Below are 14202 nucleotides of genomic sequence, written 5' to 3'. Positions count from 1 at the left end.
CAATCAGAGCAGCGGCTTGACCGGCACCGGCACGCCGCTGGCGACGTTGAGGCGGTTCCAGGTGTTGATCTGCGCGATCGCCACCGACAGTTCGGCAATTTCCAGATCGCTGAAGTTGGCCTTGAGCGCCGCGAATTCGGCTTCGCGCGCGTCGTAGCGGTCGGCCAGGCGGGTGAGCGATTCGGCCCAGGCCAGCGCCGCGCGTTCGCGCTCGTTGAAGAAGCTCACCTCGCGCCAGGTGGCGAGGCTGTTGATGCGCTGCCATTCCTCGCCCTGCTTGCGCAGGTCGCGCACGTGCATGTCGAGGCAGTAGGCGCAGCCGTTGATCTGCGAGACGCGGGCGAAGACGTAGTCGACCAGCACCTTGCCGAGCGTGCTCGACTCGATGGTGGCGTTGACGCCGAGGATGGCCTCGAAGGACTTCGGGACCAGCTTGAACCAGTTCAGGCGTGCGGTGGTGTTCATTAGTTACTCCAGTGGGTTGATTGAATCGGTCTGCTTACCCACTGAAGACGGGCGAGGCGTTCGCCCTGTGACACGCCCCGGACTATTTATTTCGAGGAATAGATCTGCGCGATGCGCGCGAGCTTGTCGGGGTTGCGCTGCGCGCGGATGCGCACGATGAGGTCGTTCTCGATCTCGAAGGTCTGGGCCGATTCGAGTTCGCCGTCGAGAAAGCGCAGCATGCCGGGCTCGCCGTTGATGTCGACCAGCTCCATGCGCACCGCCGGCCCCATGCGGCGCCACAGCGAGTAGTAGAGCTGCGCGAGGCGCTGGCTGCCGCGCAGGATCTTGCTGAAGGTCTGGACCTTGCCGCCGCCGTCGCCGATGAGTTCGACGTCCTCGGACATCAGCGTCTTCAGCTCCTGCAGGCTGCCGCGCGCGGCGGCATCGGCGAAGGCGCGCAGCAGGCGCTCGTGGGTTTCGCGCGGCACGCTGAAGCGTGGGCGCCCCTCCTGCACCTGGAGCTTGGCGCGATGCACGATCTGGCGGCAGGCGGCCTCGGTCTTGCCGAGGGTGAGGGCGATCTCGCCGTAGTCGGCGTCGAACACCTCGCGCAGCAGGAAGGCGGCGCGGGCCTCGGGCGCGAGGCGCTCCAGCATGGCGAGAAAAGCGACAGAGATGTTGTCGGCGCGCTCGAGCAGCTGTTCGGGCGTGGCGGGCGAATCGGGCTGGCCGGTCAGCGTGGGCTCGGGCATCCAGGCGCCGATGTAGTGCTCGCGCTGGACCTTGGCGGCGCGCAACCGGTCGATCGACAGGCGCGTGACCACGGTCACCAGCCAGGCTTCGGCGCTGTCGAGGGTGTCCCTGGCGGCTTCATGCCAGCGCAGCCAGGCGTCCTGCACGACCTCTTCCGCCTCGGCCATGGAGCCGAGCATGCGGTAGGCGATGCCCTGCAGGCGAGGGCGGAGGCGGTCGAAGGTGAGGGTTGCGTCGTCCATGCGGGCTAGACGGCTGGCGTCCCCGGTTTGTGACGCCCTCTCACCAACAGATGGAGTTTTCGGGAGGGCCGTCGCGCACGGCCGCCCGAAGCGGCCGGCCCGCCCCCGGTAGGGGGTTGGCGAAGCGACACGAAGTGTCGTGCAGCCTGGGGGCGAGCAACAGTTACGCGCCCTGGTATTCGGGCTTGGGGCCGAGGGTGGCCGCCAGTTCCTTGCGGTAGCGGTTCAGTTCCTGGACGGTCTTGAAGCTGCGGTTCATCAGCAGGCTCAGGTTGTGCAGGATGCGCTCGCCGACCTTGGTTTCCCAGACGGCGTCGAACTTGATCTGCTTGTCGAGCCAGTGCTCGAGCCAGTCGGGGTCGGGCATGCGGCTCTGGACGGTGTCACGCGGGAAGTGCGCCTTGCTGACGTGCAGGTTGGTCGGGTGCAGGGCCTGCGCCGTGCGGCGGGCGCTGGCCATCAGGACGCCGACCTTGGTGAACGCGGCACGGGCCTCGTCGCCGAACTTTTCCATCGCGCGCTTCATGTAGCGCAGGTAGGCGCCACCGTGACGGGCTTCGTCCTGGCTCAGCGTGGTGTAGATGTGCTTGATGACCGGCTCGGTGTGCCACTGGGCGGCACGGCGGTACCAGTGGTTGAGGCGGATTTCGCCGCAGAAATGCAGCATGAGGGTTTCGAGCGGCGGGGCCGGGTCGAAGTCGAAGCGCACTTCGTGCAGCTCTTCCTCGGTGGGGGCGTGCTTGGGGCTGAAGCGCTTCAGGTACTCCATGAGCACCAGCGAATGCTTCTGCTCCTCGAAGAACCAGATCGACATGAAAGCGGAAAAGTCGCTATCGTGGCGGTTGTCGCGCAGGAACATCTCGGTAGCCGGCAGTGCCGCCCACTCGGTGATGGCATTCATCTTGATGGTCTGCGCCTGCTCTTCCGACAGCAAGGAAGCGTCGAACGACTGCCAGGGAATATCCTTGTCCATGTCCCAGCGGACGGATTCGAGTTGTCTGAAGAGTTCCGGATAGAGCATCTATATCTTTCTAAGGCCGTCGATTTTAGTCGGCCCGTTTGGCGCGCCCATGACAGAAGCGCGATGATGCGGATACGCGCGCCCTTGCGGCACGGATGCGCATACCCTTTTTGATTCAGGAGCCCGCGATGCGAACCCCCTTCCGATTGTCGATGCTGTGGCGCTGCGCCCCTGCGGTTTCCCTCGTGGCGAGCCTCGTTTCGACCGTTCCGGCGCACGCCCAGACTGCAACAGCCGCACCCGCTCCGGCAGAGGCCGCTGGGTGCCCGGCGATCCTGCAACACACCTTCCCGCGGCTGCAGGACGAAAAACCCCAGTCCCTGTGCCAGTACTCCGGCAAGGTGGTCCTGGTGGTCAATACGGCCAGCTTCTGCGGCTTCACCCCGCAGTACAAGGGGCTGGAGTCGCTGGACATGAAATACCGCTCGCGCGGGCTGGTGGTGCTGGGCTTCCCGTCGAACGATTTCGCCCAGGAATCAGGCTCCAACAAGGAAATCGCCGATTTCTGCGAAAGCACCTTCGGCGTGAAATTCCCGATGTTCGCCAAGTCCTCGGTACGCGGCACCGACGCGAATCCTCTGTTCAAGCAACTCGCGCAGGCCTCGGGCACCACGCCGAAGTGGAACTTCTACAAGTATCTGATCGGACGCGACGGCAAGGTCGTGCAGGCGTGGTCGAGCATGACGGCGCCGGACGAGAACGGCTTCGTGAACGTCATCGAGAAGCAGCTCGGGCCAAATTAATACCGATCAGTTCACAAGAAAACGCATCGGTAATATTATTCACCGATACGTCCAACCATTGTGAACTCGACGGAACAAACGTTTACAAACCAGACGGGAACCGTGCTGCGGATGCTGCGCTCCTAAATCGCGTGGGCAGTGACTGCCCTTCGGTTTTCATGTTGCGAGGTCTTCCGGGCGTTTGCCGTCCGGTCGAAATCCCGAGGCGATTCTTCTCCTCCTCCCTCCCTCCCTCCTTCGCGTCGGGGCGCCTCGCAGCATTTTTGTATTCCAGCCGGGCCGGGGTTACGCAATGACGCGGGCCCCTCGCGTCGCCATAGTCGGCGCCGGCATCTCCGGATTGGCCGCAGCACACTCGCTGCGAGACGCGGCCTCCATCACCCTCTTCGAAGCCAGTGACTACTTCGGTGGCCACGCCCATACGGCAACGATCGAGCTTCCGCGCTCCGCCTCCGATGCCACGCCGGTCGCCCATGGGGTCGACACCGGCTTCCTGGTCTGCAACGACCGCACCTACCCGAAGCTGATCCGGCTTTTCGGCGAACTCGGCGTCGAAACGGCAGCGTCCGACATGTCGTTCTCGGTCCAGGCCGCGCGCCACGATGGCAGCCGGTCGTCGTTTCGCTGAATCCGGTCCGGGAGATCGCGCGTAGTCAGGTCATGGCCGAATACGACTACGACCACCCGGTGCTCGACCTCGCCGCGATCCGCGCGCAGGCCCAAGTGCCCGCCCCGCAAGGCCAGCGCAGCACCTGGTTCACGGGCGCATGGATGGGCTACGGCTTCCACGAGGACGGCCTGAAGGCCGGCCTGGCCGTGGCCGAGGGCCTGCGGACGCGGCTGTCGTCCCCGGCCGGCCAACCCGAGGCAAGGCTGGCCGCATGACCTCCGCGAAGGCCGTGCCGCTGATGGGCTTCGGCGAAGTCCGCCACGCCCGACTGCGCCCGGCGCGCAACGCCTTCGTCTACCCGACCTACTTCCTGATGCTGCCGATGCGCACCCTGCGCACGGGCACCGACGAGGCGGTGCTCGCCATCAACCGCAGAGCAGCCCTGTCCTTCTTCGACGTCGACCACGGCGACGCCCGCTCGCCCGAACAGGGCGGCGCACTGGCCTGGCTCGACGAGCTGCTGGCCGCCCACGGCATCCACGACGCCGGCGGCGAAGCCTGGCTGCACTGCTATCCGCGCGTGTTCGGCTACACCTTCAAGCCGGTGAGCTTCTGGTACTGCCACACGCCCGAGGGCGTGCTGCGGGCGATCGTGGTCGAGGTCAACAACACCTTCGGCGAGCGGCATTGCTACCTGCTCGACCAACCGGTGTACGGCGCCGAACTCCGGGCCACCAAAGCCTTCCACGTCTCGCCCTTCTGTCGAATGGACGGCAGCTACCGCTTCCGCTTCTTCGTCGATGCCGCGCTCTCGCGCACCGTGGTGCGCATCGACCACGACGACGCCGACGGCCCGCTGCTGCAGACCAGCGTGAGCGGCGAACTCGGCCCGATGACCGCCGCCAGCACAGGGCGCGCCCTCTGGCGCTACCCGGCGATGACCTTCGGACTGATCGCGCGCATCCACTGGCAGGCCGCGAAGCTCTGGCTCAAGCGCGTGCCCTTCGTCTCCAAGCCGGCGCCGCCCGCCGATTTCGTGTCGCGCGACCACCATCACCAGCAGCAGGCCAACCCATGACATTCACCACCACGGCCTCCCGCTTCTCGCTGCCGCAAGACGCACCCGCCGCCGCGCGCACGGTGCTCGGCCTGCTGCAGCGGCTTTCCTGCGGCTCGCTCACGGTGCGCCTGCCCGACGACTCGGTGCGGCACTTCGGCGTCACGCCCGGCAGCGGCCCGACGGCCTCGCTCACGCTGCGCAACTGGAACGCCTGCAAGGCCGCGCTCAAGTCGGGCGACATCGGCTTGGCCGAGAGCTACATCGCGGGCGACTGGACCACGCCCAATCTCACAGAGCTCATCAAGGTGTTCATCGCCAACCGCCGCGCCATCGAGGACGTGGTGTACGGCAGCTGGCCCGGTCGCCTGCTGTACCGCGTGCGGCACCTGCTGAACCGCAACAGCAGGGCCGGCAGCTCGCGCAACATCCACGCGCACTACGACCTGGGCAACACGTTCTACGAGCTCTGGCTCGACGAGACGATGAACTATTCGTCGGCCTGGTTCGAGGGCGACCTGTCCAGATCCATGCCCGAGGCGCAGCGCGCCAAGGTGCGCCGCGCGCTCGAGGCGGCGCGCGTGAAGCCCGGCGACCGCGTGCTTGAAATCGGCTGCGGCTGGGGCGCGCTCGCCGAGATGGCGGCCTTCGACTTCGGCGCCTCGGTGACGGGCGTGACGCTGTCGACCGAGCAGCTCACCTACGCCCGGCAGCGAACAGCAGGGCTCGCCGCCGAACTGCGCCTGCAGGACTACCGCGACATCGACGACGCCCCCTTCGACGCGATCTGCTCCATCGAGATGGTGGAAGCCGTGGGCCGCGCCTACTGGCCGGAGTACTTCCACGGCCTCGCGCGCCTGCTCAAGCCGGGCGGCCACGCCTGCGTGCAGAGCATCGTGATCGACGACGCGCTCTTCGACCGCTACATCGACTCGACCGACTTCATCCAGCAGTACATCTTCCCGGGCGGCTGCCTGCCCTGCCCGCGCGAGTTCCGCCGCGAGGCCGAAGCTGCTGGGCTGGAGGTGGTAGACGAGTTCGCCTTCGGCGCCGACTACGCCGAGACGCTGCGCCGCTGGCGCGAGAGCTTCCTCGGGCAGCGCGGCCGCATCCTGCAGCTGGGTTTCGACGAGCGCTTCATGCGCATCTGGGAGTTCTACCTGGCCTACTGCGAGGCGGCGTTCTCGCAGGCGAACATCGACGTGGTGCAGTACACGCTGCGCAGGCGCTGAAGGACGGCAGGAAGGAAAAAGGCGCCTTGCGGCGCCTTTTCTTCGTGGAGCCCTTCTCAGCTTCTCGGCTTCTCAGGGCTTGGTGTCGATGAAGCTCGGACGCAGCATCAGCTTGTCGTACAGCTTCGCGAGGTTGCCGTTGTCCTTGCGCCAGTCGATCTCGGGGAAGCGCAGGTCCAGCCAGCCCAGCGTGCAGCCCACGGCGATGTCCGACAGGCTCAGGTGGATGCCGCTGCAGAAGGGCTTGTCGCCCAGGCCCTTGGCCATGGCGGCGATGCCGTCCTCGACCTTGGCGCGCTGGCGCTCGATCCAGGCGGCGCTGCGCTCGCCGTCGTTGCGGCCGGCCCAGGTGGCTTCCAGGCGCCAGAGCACGCCGGCGTCCATGACGCCGTCGGCCAGCGCCTCCCAGGTCTTGACCTCGGCGCGCTCACGGCCCTGCTGCGGAATCAGCTTGCCGACCGGCGACAGGGTGTCCAGGTATTCGACGATCACGCGGGAGTCGAACATCGCCTCGCCGCCTTCCATGATCAGGCAGGGGACCTTGCCGAGCGGGTTGGAGTTGGAGATCGTGGTGTCGGCAGCCCAGACGTCTTCGATCACGAACTGGTAATCGAGCCGCTTCTCGGCCAGCACCACGCGCACCTTGCGCACGTAGGGGCTGGCGGCGGATCCGATCAGTTTCATGAAGGCTCTCTCCCTATGCATTGATGACGTTTGTTAATAGTCATTTTAGGTGAACGGGAAAACCGGACCCCGAATCGCCCCCAAAGCGCGATGCCGGCCCAGCCGGCCGGGCGCCGCCTAAAATTCGGGCATGAGCTTTTCCACCGTTTCCGCCCTTTCCCCCTTGACGGCCGCTACGCGGCCAAACTCGCGGCGCTGCGTCCGCTGATGAGCGAGCAGGGCTATATGCACCGGCGCGTGCAAGTCGAGGTGGCGTGGTTCATTGCGCTGTCCGACTGCGGCTTCGCCGAATTCAAGCCGCTCACCGGCGGTGCGCGCAAGTACCTGCTGGGCCTGGTGTCCCATTTCTCCGAGGCCGACGCGCTGGCCATCAAGGAGATCGAGAAGACCACCAACCACGACGTGAAGGCGGTCGAGTACTGGATCAAGTCGAAGTTCGAGGCCCGCCCCGAGCTGCTCGCCGCGGCAGAGTTCGTGCACTTCGCCTGCACCAGCGAGGACATCAACAACACCAGCCACGCCCTGCAGATCCAGGCTGCGCGCGACAAGGTGGTGCTGCCGGCCATCGACGGCCTGATCGCCAAGCTGCGCGAGATGGCGCACCAGTTCGCCGGCGTGTCGATGCTCTCGCGCACGCACGGCCAGACCGCCAGCCCGACCACGGTGGGCAAGGAAATCGCCAACGTGACGGTGCGCCTGTCGAAGGCCCGCGAGCAGATCGCCGCGGTGAAGCTGCTGGGCAAGATGAACGGTGCGGTCGGCAACTACAACGCCCACCTGGCCGCCTGGCCCGACTTCGACTGGGAAGCCTTCAGCCGCAAGGTCATCGAGACGCCCGCGCCACTGGGCCTGGGCCTGAGCTTCCAGCCCTACAGCATCCAGATCGAGCCGCACGACTACATGGCCGAGCTGTTCGACGCGGTGGCCCGCGCCAACACCATCCTGATCGATTTCTCGCGCGACATCTGGGGCTATGTGAGCCTGGGCTACTTCAAGCAGCGCCTGAAGAAGGGCGAGATCGGCTCCTCGACGATGCCGCACAAGGTCAACCCGATCGACTTCGAGAACGCCGAGGGCAACCTGGGCCTGGCCAACGCGGTGCTGCGCCACCTGAGCGAGAAGCTGCCGATCAGCCGCTGGCAGCGCGACCTGACCGACAGCACCGTGCTGCGCAACATCGGCGTGGCCTTCGGCTACGCCACCCTGGCCTACGCGAGCCTGGCCACCGGCCTGGGCAAGCTCGAGCTGAACGACGAAGCGCTGGCCGCCGACCTCGACGCCTCGTGGGAAGTGCTGGCCGAACCGATCCAGACGGTGATGCGCCGCTTCGGCGTGCAGGGTGCCTACGAGCAGCTCAAGGAAGTGACGCGCGGCAAGACCGTGACGGCCGAGGCGCTGCACGGGCTGATCCGCTCGCTGGAGATCCCGGAAGAGGAAAAGGCCCGCCTGCTGGCCATGACGCCGGCCAGCTACGTCGGCAAGGCTGCCGAGCTGGCCAAGCGCATCTGATGGCCCTCAAATCCACCATCTTCAAGGCCACCCTCGCGGTGGCCGACATCGACCACGGCTACTACGCCGACCACGCGCTGACCCTGGCGCGCCACCCCAGCGAGACCGACGAGCGGATGATGATCCGGCTGGTCGCGCTAGCGCTCAACGCGCACCAGCTGCAGGACGTGTGCAACGGCGACGGCACGCTGGCCTTCGGCGCCGGCCTGTCGAACGTCGAGGAGCCCGACGTGTGGCTTCGCGACTTCACGGGCGAGGTCAAGCTCTGGATCGAGGTCGGCCAGCCGGAAGACAAGCCCATCATCAAGGCCTGCGGCAAGGCGGACGAGGTGGTCGTCTACTGCTTCAACCACGCTGCAGAAATCTGGTGGCGCGGCATCGAGAACAAGCTCACGCGGCCGCAGAACCTCAAGGTGTATCGCGTTCCGACGGCAGCCTCGCAGGCATTGGCCGCACTCGCGCAGCGCAGCATGCAGCTGCAGGCGACCATTCAGGAGAACACGCTGACGCTGGGCGACGGCGTCAACAGCATCGACATCGAGCCGCTGCGCTGGAGATAGCCCCGGCGCGTTGACCTGCTAGACGGCCGGCATCATCTGGCCGCACTGCCAGCACTGCTCGAAGCCCCCTTCGACCTGCTCGCCGCACACGCAGCGCCAGCTGCGTTGGGGGCGATGCTGCAGTTCGTGCAGCAGGCGCTTGGCCAGATCGAACTGGGCCTCATCGTCGATCCAGATCTCGGGCAGGCATTGGTCGGGCGGCAGCTGGCCCATCACCGCGCCGAGGAATTCGCGCTGCACGGTGGCGGCCACGCCCTCCTCGCACAAGGCGTGCGCCCACACGGTCGCGATCGCGAGGTTGGGAGCTTGCGCGAGGCGGCGCATGGTCAGGGGGCCCAGTTCTTCTCGTCGTCGGGGTCGAACTCGGGCTCGTCGGCAGCCGGCGACGACGGATCGCGCTCGGCCTCGCGTGCGCGCTCGGCGTAGCGGTTGAAGCGCCAGGCCGAGTCTTCCATGGTGATGCGGCGCCACGTGGCGCGCTTCTCGACGGGCGACATGCCGGGCCAGAACTGCACCTCGTCGAAGCTGCGGCCGCAGCCCTTGCATTCGTCGTCGCCCTGGCTGGTGGAGCAGATCGCGATGCAGGGCGTGTCGGGCGTGCTGTCGTACCAGGCCATCCAGGCGGCCCAGGCCTTCTGCGGAAAGCCGACCTCGTCGACCTCGTCCTCGTGATGGAAGACCATGAGCGCGTAGACCTCGGCCAGCGCCCGCAATTCGGGGCCCAACGTGACGCCGTCGGGCGACGGGGTCTTCTCGCGCCAGTAGTTGATGGCGGCCTCGATGTCGGTGATGTGTATGGCGGCCATGGAGCGTGAAAAAGCAGCGGACGGCGATCATAGTCCGGCAATGTCCCGAAGCGCCGAAGGGACATGAACGCTATGAAAACAAGAGCATCGAGCCTCGTATCCATGCGCATTCTGAAGCGGTTCTCCTTAAATTTCTGAAAACTTTCGATTGCGCCACCCAGAGCTTGGATGCTCTAATCCGCCGCACGAAGGGGAGTAGCTCCCGACCGCTGTTGACCACGGCAGCGCGAATCGTCAGGTCGTCAATACGAAGCAAAACACTTCCGGCCTGTCGGACAACGTATGCGCGTTCTTTTTCGCGCGGACGCTGTCGAGCAAGACCTTCGATTTGAACCTGTGCAGGTTTGGTCGAAGCGTTCGCAAGTCCCCGGAATCACCGGCCTTCATTCCTCGCTTTCGACCCACCCCGTACGGGATGAATCGAAACGCATAGACATGCGCCTTCCGTCGTCACCCCTGAAGGGAGAGGCAGGGGCGCGAAGACAAAAGAGGAAAGCTATGGAAATGTTCATGACCCCGGAGTTCTGGGTCGCGGTCGGTCAGATCATCATGATCGACATCCTGCTGGGCGGCGACAACGCCGTGGTGATCGCGCTGGCCTGCCGCAAGCTCCCGCCGGCCCAGCGCACGCAAGGCATCCTGTGGGGTACCGCGGGCGCGATCGCGCTGCGCGTGATCCTGATCTTCTTTGCGCTGACCCTGCTGGCCATTCCGTTCCTGAAGCTGGTAGGCGCGATCCTGCTGCTGTGGATCGGCGTCAAGCTGCTGGCTCCCGAGCATGACGACGGCCACGGCAACATCACCGGCAGCGACAAGCTGTGGGGCGCGGTCAAGACCGTGATCGTGGCCGACCTCGTGATGAGCGTCGACAACGTGATCGCCATTGCAGGCGCCGCCCAAGGCGCCGGCGACAGCCACCAGATGCCGCTCGTGATCTTCGGCCTGCTCGTAAGCATCCCGATCATCGTCTGGGGCAGCCAGCTGGTCATCAAGCTGATGGACCGCTTCCCGATGATCATCACCGCCGGCGGCATGCTGCTCGGCTGGATCGCCGGCACGATGGCCGTGTCCGACCCGGCTCTGGCGAACACCGCCGCCTGGACCTGGGTGCCGAAGGTGCCGCAGACCGACGTGATCAAGTACGCGGCCGGCGTCTTCGGTGCGCTGCTGGTGCTGGTGATCGGCAAGTGGGTGGCCTCGCGCCACGCCCGCAACAAGCACGAAGAACAGGCGGTGACGACCGGCTGAGCGCCGGTGGTCATTGCTCCAACCACGAACGAACTTCCCGTCCAAACCAGTCTCTGTCACTCTAACTACCTGAAGGAGCACGCCATGGAAAAGATCATTCTTTATGTCGACGACGCCACCTACGCCTGCGAGCAGTTCGCCGAACTGGCGCCGGATGCGAACAGCGTCGTGGCGCGCCATTGGGTGCTCGTGGCCTGCGCTCCGCGCATGACGCATCGCATCAGCAAGTGGGTAAGCCACAGCGCGCGCGAGAACTGGCGCGCCAAGTGGTTCAGCAAGGTGCAGGCGCAGATGACGCCGCTGCTGGAGCGCAACGGCGGCCAGGTGACTCCGGTGCTGGCCAAGGGCCCGCTGGCCGAACTGACGGCCCAGCTCAAGCGTGAGCATTCGGCCATTCACGTGGTCGATGCACGCCGCCCGAAGGTCGGCGTCGACCTGGAGCCGGTGACGCCGGACCAGACGCCGCCTCACCAGTCGGGCTGGGCATTTCCCGGCGCAGTGATGGGCATGGGCGCGCTGCTGGTGCTGGCGAACGAGCTGGCCGAGTAAGACCGCAGGAAGAAACCTCATCCCCGACGAGCCCCGGCGCGGCAACGCACCGGGGCTCGTTGTCTTTTGCGGGCCCTGGGGTATCCTGCCGCCATGCGCATCATCCTCAAATGGCTGCTCAGTGCCGTGGCGCTGCTGGCGGTCGCCTATCTCTACAGCGGCGTCCAGGTCAACAGCTTCGGCTCCGCGCTGATCGCCGCCGCGGTCATTGGCCTGCTCAACATGATCGTGCGGCCCGTGCTGGTGATACTGACGCTGCCGGTCACCATCGTCACCCTCGGGCTCTTCCTGTTCGTCATCAACGCGCTGCTGTTCTGGGCCGCCTCCGGCCTGCTGGGCGGCTTCCACGTCAACGGCTTCCTGGCCGCGCTGATCGGCTCGCTGCTGTATTCGGTGCTGGGGCTGCTGATCGAGTCCGCGCTGGGCGGACTGCTTTCCAAGCGCTGAGCGCCGAGAAGCGCCGTCGCTACTTGAGCGGCGGCTCGGCGGCCTGCTCCCTCACCAGCACTTCCACCGCACGAGCCCGGGTGTCGATGATCGACGCCTCGTAGTGATCGACCACCTTGGACTGGCGGATGATCTCCTGCGCCGCCTTGAATCGGTCGCGTGCCGCCGGATAGTCGAGGATCGCCACGTTCGCCTCGGCATCGGCGCGCACCGCGCGCAGCGTGTCGTTCTGGGCACCGTAGAGGTTGCCGAGCGCGCGCCATACCGTCGCGTCGCGCGGGTCGGAAGCCACCCAGTCGCGCAGCACCGGAATCATCGGCGCGGGCTGGCGCATCGCCGTGGCCGCCTCGGCCGACAGCAGCATCTCTGGCCGCTCCTTCGACTTGGCATCGAGCAGGGCGGCCGCCTTGGGCGCAGCGCCCGCGGCGAGTTCGATTTCCGCGCTGAGCCAGCGTGCCTGCTTTGCCGCGGCAGGGTCGTCCGCCACGCGCGCGACAAGGCGCTCGGCCAGGGCGCGCGCGGTCTTGTAGTCGCGCATCTCTTTCGCCGACAGCGCCGCTGCGTACAGCGTGCCGGCCTGCTGTGCCGGCGAGCTCTTCGCGAATTCGCCGCTGGAGGCCGAATCGATCCACAGCCGCAGCACGTCCACGCCAGGGCGCGTCAGCACGCGGGCGCGGGAGGTGATCATCGCGTGGTCCATGACCAGCGGCTGCGGTGGCACCGTGTCCATGTTGAACTGGAAGCGGCCCTGCATGTCGGAGATCCGTTCGGTCGTCAGCGGGTGGCTGCGCAGGTAGGGGTACGAGCCGTTGTCGTTGAGGCGCGCTGCGTACTGCAGCTTCTCGAACATCGTGGCGGCGCCCTGCGGCGCGAAGCCGGCCTGCGTCATCACCCCGAAGCCGATGCGGTCGGCCTCGCGCTCCATGTCGCGCGAGAAATTCAACTGGTTCTGCGCGAACACAGCCTGGCTGCCCATGATCATGGCCTGGCCGGCATCGCCATTGCGGCTCTTGCCGGCCGCGATCATCCCGAGGATCAGGCCCGCGATCATCAGCGGCATCTGCCTGCCCTGCTTCGTCATGATCCGCGAGATGTGGCGCTGCGTGACGTGCGAGAGCTCGTGCCCGAGCACCGTCGCCAGCTCGTCGCGGCTGCCGACCACGGCCACCAGGCCGAGGTTGAGCCCCAGGTAGCCGCCCGGCAGCGCGAAGGCATTGATGTTGCGGTCGCGGCCCAGCAGGATCGTCCAGGCGAAGCGCTCGTCGAGCTCCGGCGTGAGTTCGCCGCGCGCGCGGGCGGCCGTCAGCAGGCGCTGCCAGATGTCCTGCACGTAGGCGGCGATCACCGGGTCGTCGATGTAGTCGGTGTCGCGGTAGAGCTCGCGGGCGATCTGGTCGCCGAGGTGGCGCTCGGCGCTGGCGGTCATCTCGCCGCCGTCGCCCATGCCCGGAAGCACCTGCTGGATCTGCGCCAGCGCGGGCACCGGCAGCAGCATCTGGGAAGCTATCAAAACGCTAGCACACAACGACCGCAGGGCGGGCGTCAGCTGGCTTCTGGAGTGGCGATGGGGAGTCAAGCGCGGCATTCCTCGTCTGTGGCTCGGGCTCGTATGATGCACGTCCAACCTGATCGTTCACCCATGAGCACCCTCACCCATTTTGACGCCCAGGGCCAGGCCCACATGGTCGACGTCGCCGCCAAGCCCGCCACCCACCGCGTGGCCGTGGCCACGGGCCGCATCGAGATGCAGGCGGCGACGCTCGCACTGATTGAATCCGGCACCGCGAAGAAGGGCGACGTGCTGGGCATCGCGCGCATCGCGGGTATCCAGGCGGCGAAGAAGACAAGTGACCTGATTCCGCTGTGCCATCCGCTGGCGCTGACGCGCGTTGCCGTGGCGTTCGCGCTGGCCGATGCGGGGAGCGCGCCACAGGTGGTCTGCACGGCGACAGTGGAGACCGTGGGGCCGACGGGGGTGGAGATGGAGGCGCTGACTGCGGTGCAGGTGGCGTTATTGACGATCTACGACATGTGCAAGGCGGTGGACCGGGGGATGCGGATTACCGATGTGCATGTGTTGGAGAAGCATGGGGGGAAGTCGGGGAGTTGGGTGGCGGGAGCCTCCGAGTAGCTCGAAGAAGCTTCCTGAGCATTTCGTCAGCGGCCAGGACACATCGTCCTCGACCCATTGGCATCGCGCCAGCCGCAGGAGATGACAGCCACAGCCAAGCCGCACGACTGCTGCGCTTGACTGGCCCGGGCAGGCAGATGCCGCAAACCGGCTGAAACACCGG

16 protein-coding genes and 2 pseudogenes are annotated in these 14202 nt (G+C 66.4%); 11 read left to right on the top strand and 7 right to left on the bottom strand.

Translation table 11 applies throughout. The features are described from left to right. Positions 1–3: 3 nt before the first annotated feature. The 3 genes from AC1VNX_RS02120 to AC1VNX_RS02110 form a co-directional block, all read right to left on the bottom strand. The gene (locus tag AC1VNX_RS02120; protein ID WP_483155266.1) at positions 4–465 is read right to left on the bottom strand and encodes a carboxymuconolactone decarboxylase family protein; all 462 of its coding nucleotides are present in this window, start codon (positions 463–465) and stop codon (positions 4–6) included. Between the two features lie 86 nt (positions 466–551). Next, positions 552–1442 (bottom strand): RNA polymerase sigma-70 factor, encoded by an 891-nt coding sequence (locus tag AC1VNX_RS02115; protein ID WP_483155265.1) that lies wholly within the window; start codon positions 1440–1442, stop codon positions 552–554. A gap of 163 nt (positions 1443–1605) precedes the next feature. Beyond that, positions 1606–2463: a ferritin family protein gene (locus tag AC1VNX_RS02110; RefSeq protein ID WP_093195975.1), complete on the bottom strand. Its 858-nt coding sequence runs from the start codon at positions 2461–2463 to the stop codon at positions 1606–1608. Positions 2464–2591: 128 nt separating this feature from the next. On the opposite strand from AC1VNX_RS02110, the gene AC1VNX_RS02105 reads away from it, so the two are divergent. From AC1VNX_RS02105 to AC1VNX_RS02085, 5 genes and pseudogenes are all read left to right on the top strand, one after another. Next, the gene (locus AC1VNX_RS02105; protein WP_483155264.1) at positions 2592–3206 is read left to right on the top strand and encodes a glutathione peroxidase; all 615 of its coding nucleotides are present in this window, start codon (positions 2592–2594) and stop codon (positions 3204–3206) included. A gap of 292 nt (positions 3207–3498) precedes the next feature. Next, a pseudogene (locus tag AC1VNX_RS02100) lies at positions 3499–3795 on the top strand (FAD-dependent oxidoreductase); the annotation flags it as partial. Positions 3796–3866: 71 nt separating this feature from the next. Then, the gene (locus tag AC1VNX_RS02095; protein WP_483155263.1) at positions 3867–4091 is read left to right on the top strand and encodes a hypothetical protein; all 225 of its coding nucleotides are present in this window, start codon (positions 3867–3869) and stop codon (positions 4089–4091) included. Further along, positions 4088–4894, top strand: coding sequence for a DUF1365 domain-containing protein (locus tag AC1VNX_RS02090; protein ID WP_483155262.1), 807 nt, complete (start codon positions 4088–4090; stop codon positions 4892–4894). The genes AC1VNX_RS02095 and AC1VNX_RS02090 overlap by 4 nt, the downstream gene beginning before the upstream one ends. Further along, positions 4891–6105, top strand: a complete 1215-nt coding sequence (locus AC1VNX_RS02085) for a class I SAM-dependent methyltransferase (protein ID WP_483155261.1) — start codon at positions 4891–4893, stop codon at positions 6103–6105. Before AC1VNX_RS02090 ends, AC1VNX_RS02085 begins: the two co-directional genes overlap by 4 nt. A 72-nt stretch (positions 6106–6177) precedes the next feature. On the opposite strand, the gene AC1VNX_RS02080 is transcribed toward AC1VNX_RS02085, so the two are convergent. Further along, positions 6178–6789 carry a glutathione S-transferase N-terminal domain-containing protein gene (locus AC1VNX_RS02080; protein ID WP_483155260.1) on the bottom strand — a complete coding sequence of 204 codons (612 nt, stop codon included), beginning with the start codon at positions 6787–6789 and terminating at the stop codon, positions 6178–6180. Between the two features lie 130 nt (positions 6790–6919). On the opposite strand from AC1VNX_RS02080, the pseudogene purB reads away from it, so the two are divergent. Together purB and AC1VNX_RS02070 are read left to right on the top strand one after the other, a co-directional pair. Next, positions 6920–8298: pseudogene (gene purB, locus AC1VNX_RS02075) on the top strand (adenylosuccinate lyase). Continuing rightward, positions 8298–8858, top strand: coding sequence for a YaeQ family protein (locus AC1VNX_RS02070; RefSeq protein WP_483155259.1), 561 nt, complete (start codon positions 8298–8300; stop codon positions 8856–8858). Before purB ends, AC1VNX_RS02070 begins: the two are co-directional and overlap by 1 nt. Before the next feature lie 18 nt (positions 8859–8876). Here the strand turns inward: AC1VNX_RS02070 and AC1VNX_RS02065 are convergent, their stop codons facing one another. Both AC1VNX_RS02065 and AC1VNX_RS02060 read right to left on the bottom strand, forming a co-directional pair. Continuing rightward, positions 8877–9182: a putative signal transducing protein gene (locus AC1VNX_RS02065; protein WP_483155258.1), complete on the bottom strand. Its 306-nt coding sequence runs from the start codon at positions 9180–9182 to the stop codon at positions 8877–8879. Positions 9183–9184: 2 nt separating this feature from the next. After that, complete coding sequence (locus AC1VNX_RS02060; RefSeq protein ID WP_483155257.1) at positions 9185–9664, bottom strand: DUF3717 domain-containing protein; 480 nt, start codon at positions 9662–9664, stop codon at positions 9185–9187. 498 nt (positions 9665–10162) lie between these two features. Between AC1VNX_RS02060 and AC1VNX_RS02055 the strand changes: the two genes are divergently transcribed. From AC1VNX_RS02055 to AC1VNX_RS02045, 3 genes are all read left to right on the top strand, one after another. Further along, on the top strand, positions 10163–10912 hold the full coding sequence (locus tag AC1VNX_RS02055; RefSeq protein ID WP_483155256.1) for a TerC family protein: 750 nt from the start codon (positions 10163–10165) through the stop codon (positions 10910–10912). A gap of 84 nt (positions 10913–10996) precedes the next feature. Beyond that, positions 10997–11461: a hypothetical protein gene (locus AC1VNX_RS02050; RefSeq protein WP_483155255.1), complete on the top strand. Its 465-nt coding sequence runs from the start codon at positions 10997–10999 to the stop codon at positions 11459–11461. 93 nt (positions 11462–11554) lie between these two features. Further along, positions 11555–11908 (top strand): phage holin family protein, encoded by a 354-nt coding sequence (locus tag AC1VNX_RS02045; protein ID WP_126021055.1) that lies wholly within the window; start codon positions 11555–11557, stop codon positions 11906–11908. A gap of 19 nt (positions 11909–11927) precedes the next feature. Here the strand turns inward: AC1VNX_RS02045 and AC1VNX_RS02040 are convergent, their stop codons facing one another. Further along, on the bottom strand, positions 11928–13493 hold the full coding sequence (locus tag AC1VNX_RS02040; RefSeq protein WP_483155254.1) for a M48 family metalloprotease: 1566 nt from the start codon (positions 13491–13493) through the stop codon (positions 11928–11930). Positions 13494–13547: 54 nt separating this feature from the next. On the opposite strand from AC1VNX_RS02040, the gene moaC reads away from it, so the two are divergent. Then, positions 13548–14039 carry a cyclic pyranopterin monophosphate synthase MoaC gene (gene moaC, locus AC1VNX_RS02035; protein WP_126021053.1) on the top strand — a complete coding sequence of 164 codons (492 nt, stop codon included), beginning with the start codon at positions 13548–13550 and terminating at the stop codon, positions 14037–14039. Positions 14040–14202: the final 163 nt, after the last annotated feature.

It is taken from the genome of Variovorax sp. TLI9-5A, assembly GCF_056867935.1.
The sequence above is the reverse complement of the archived record's forward strand: the minus strand, read 5'-3'. Positions and strand labels throughout refer to the sequence as shown.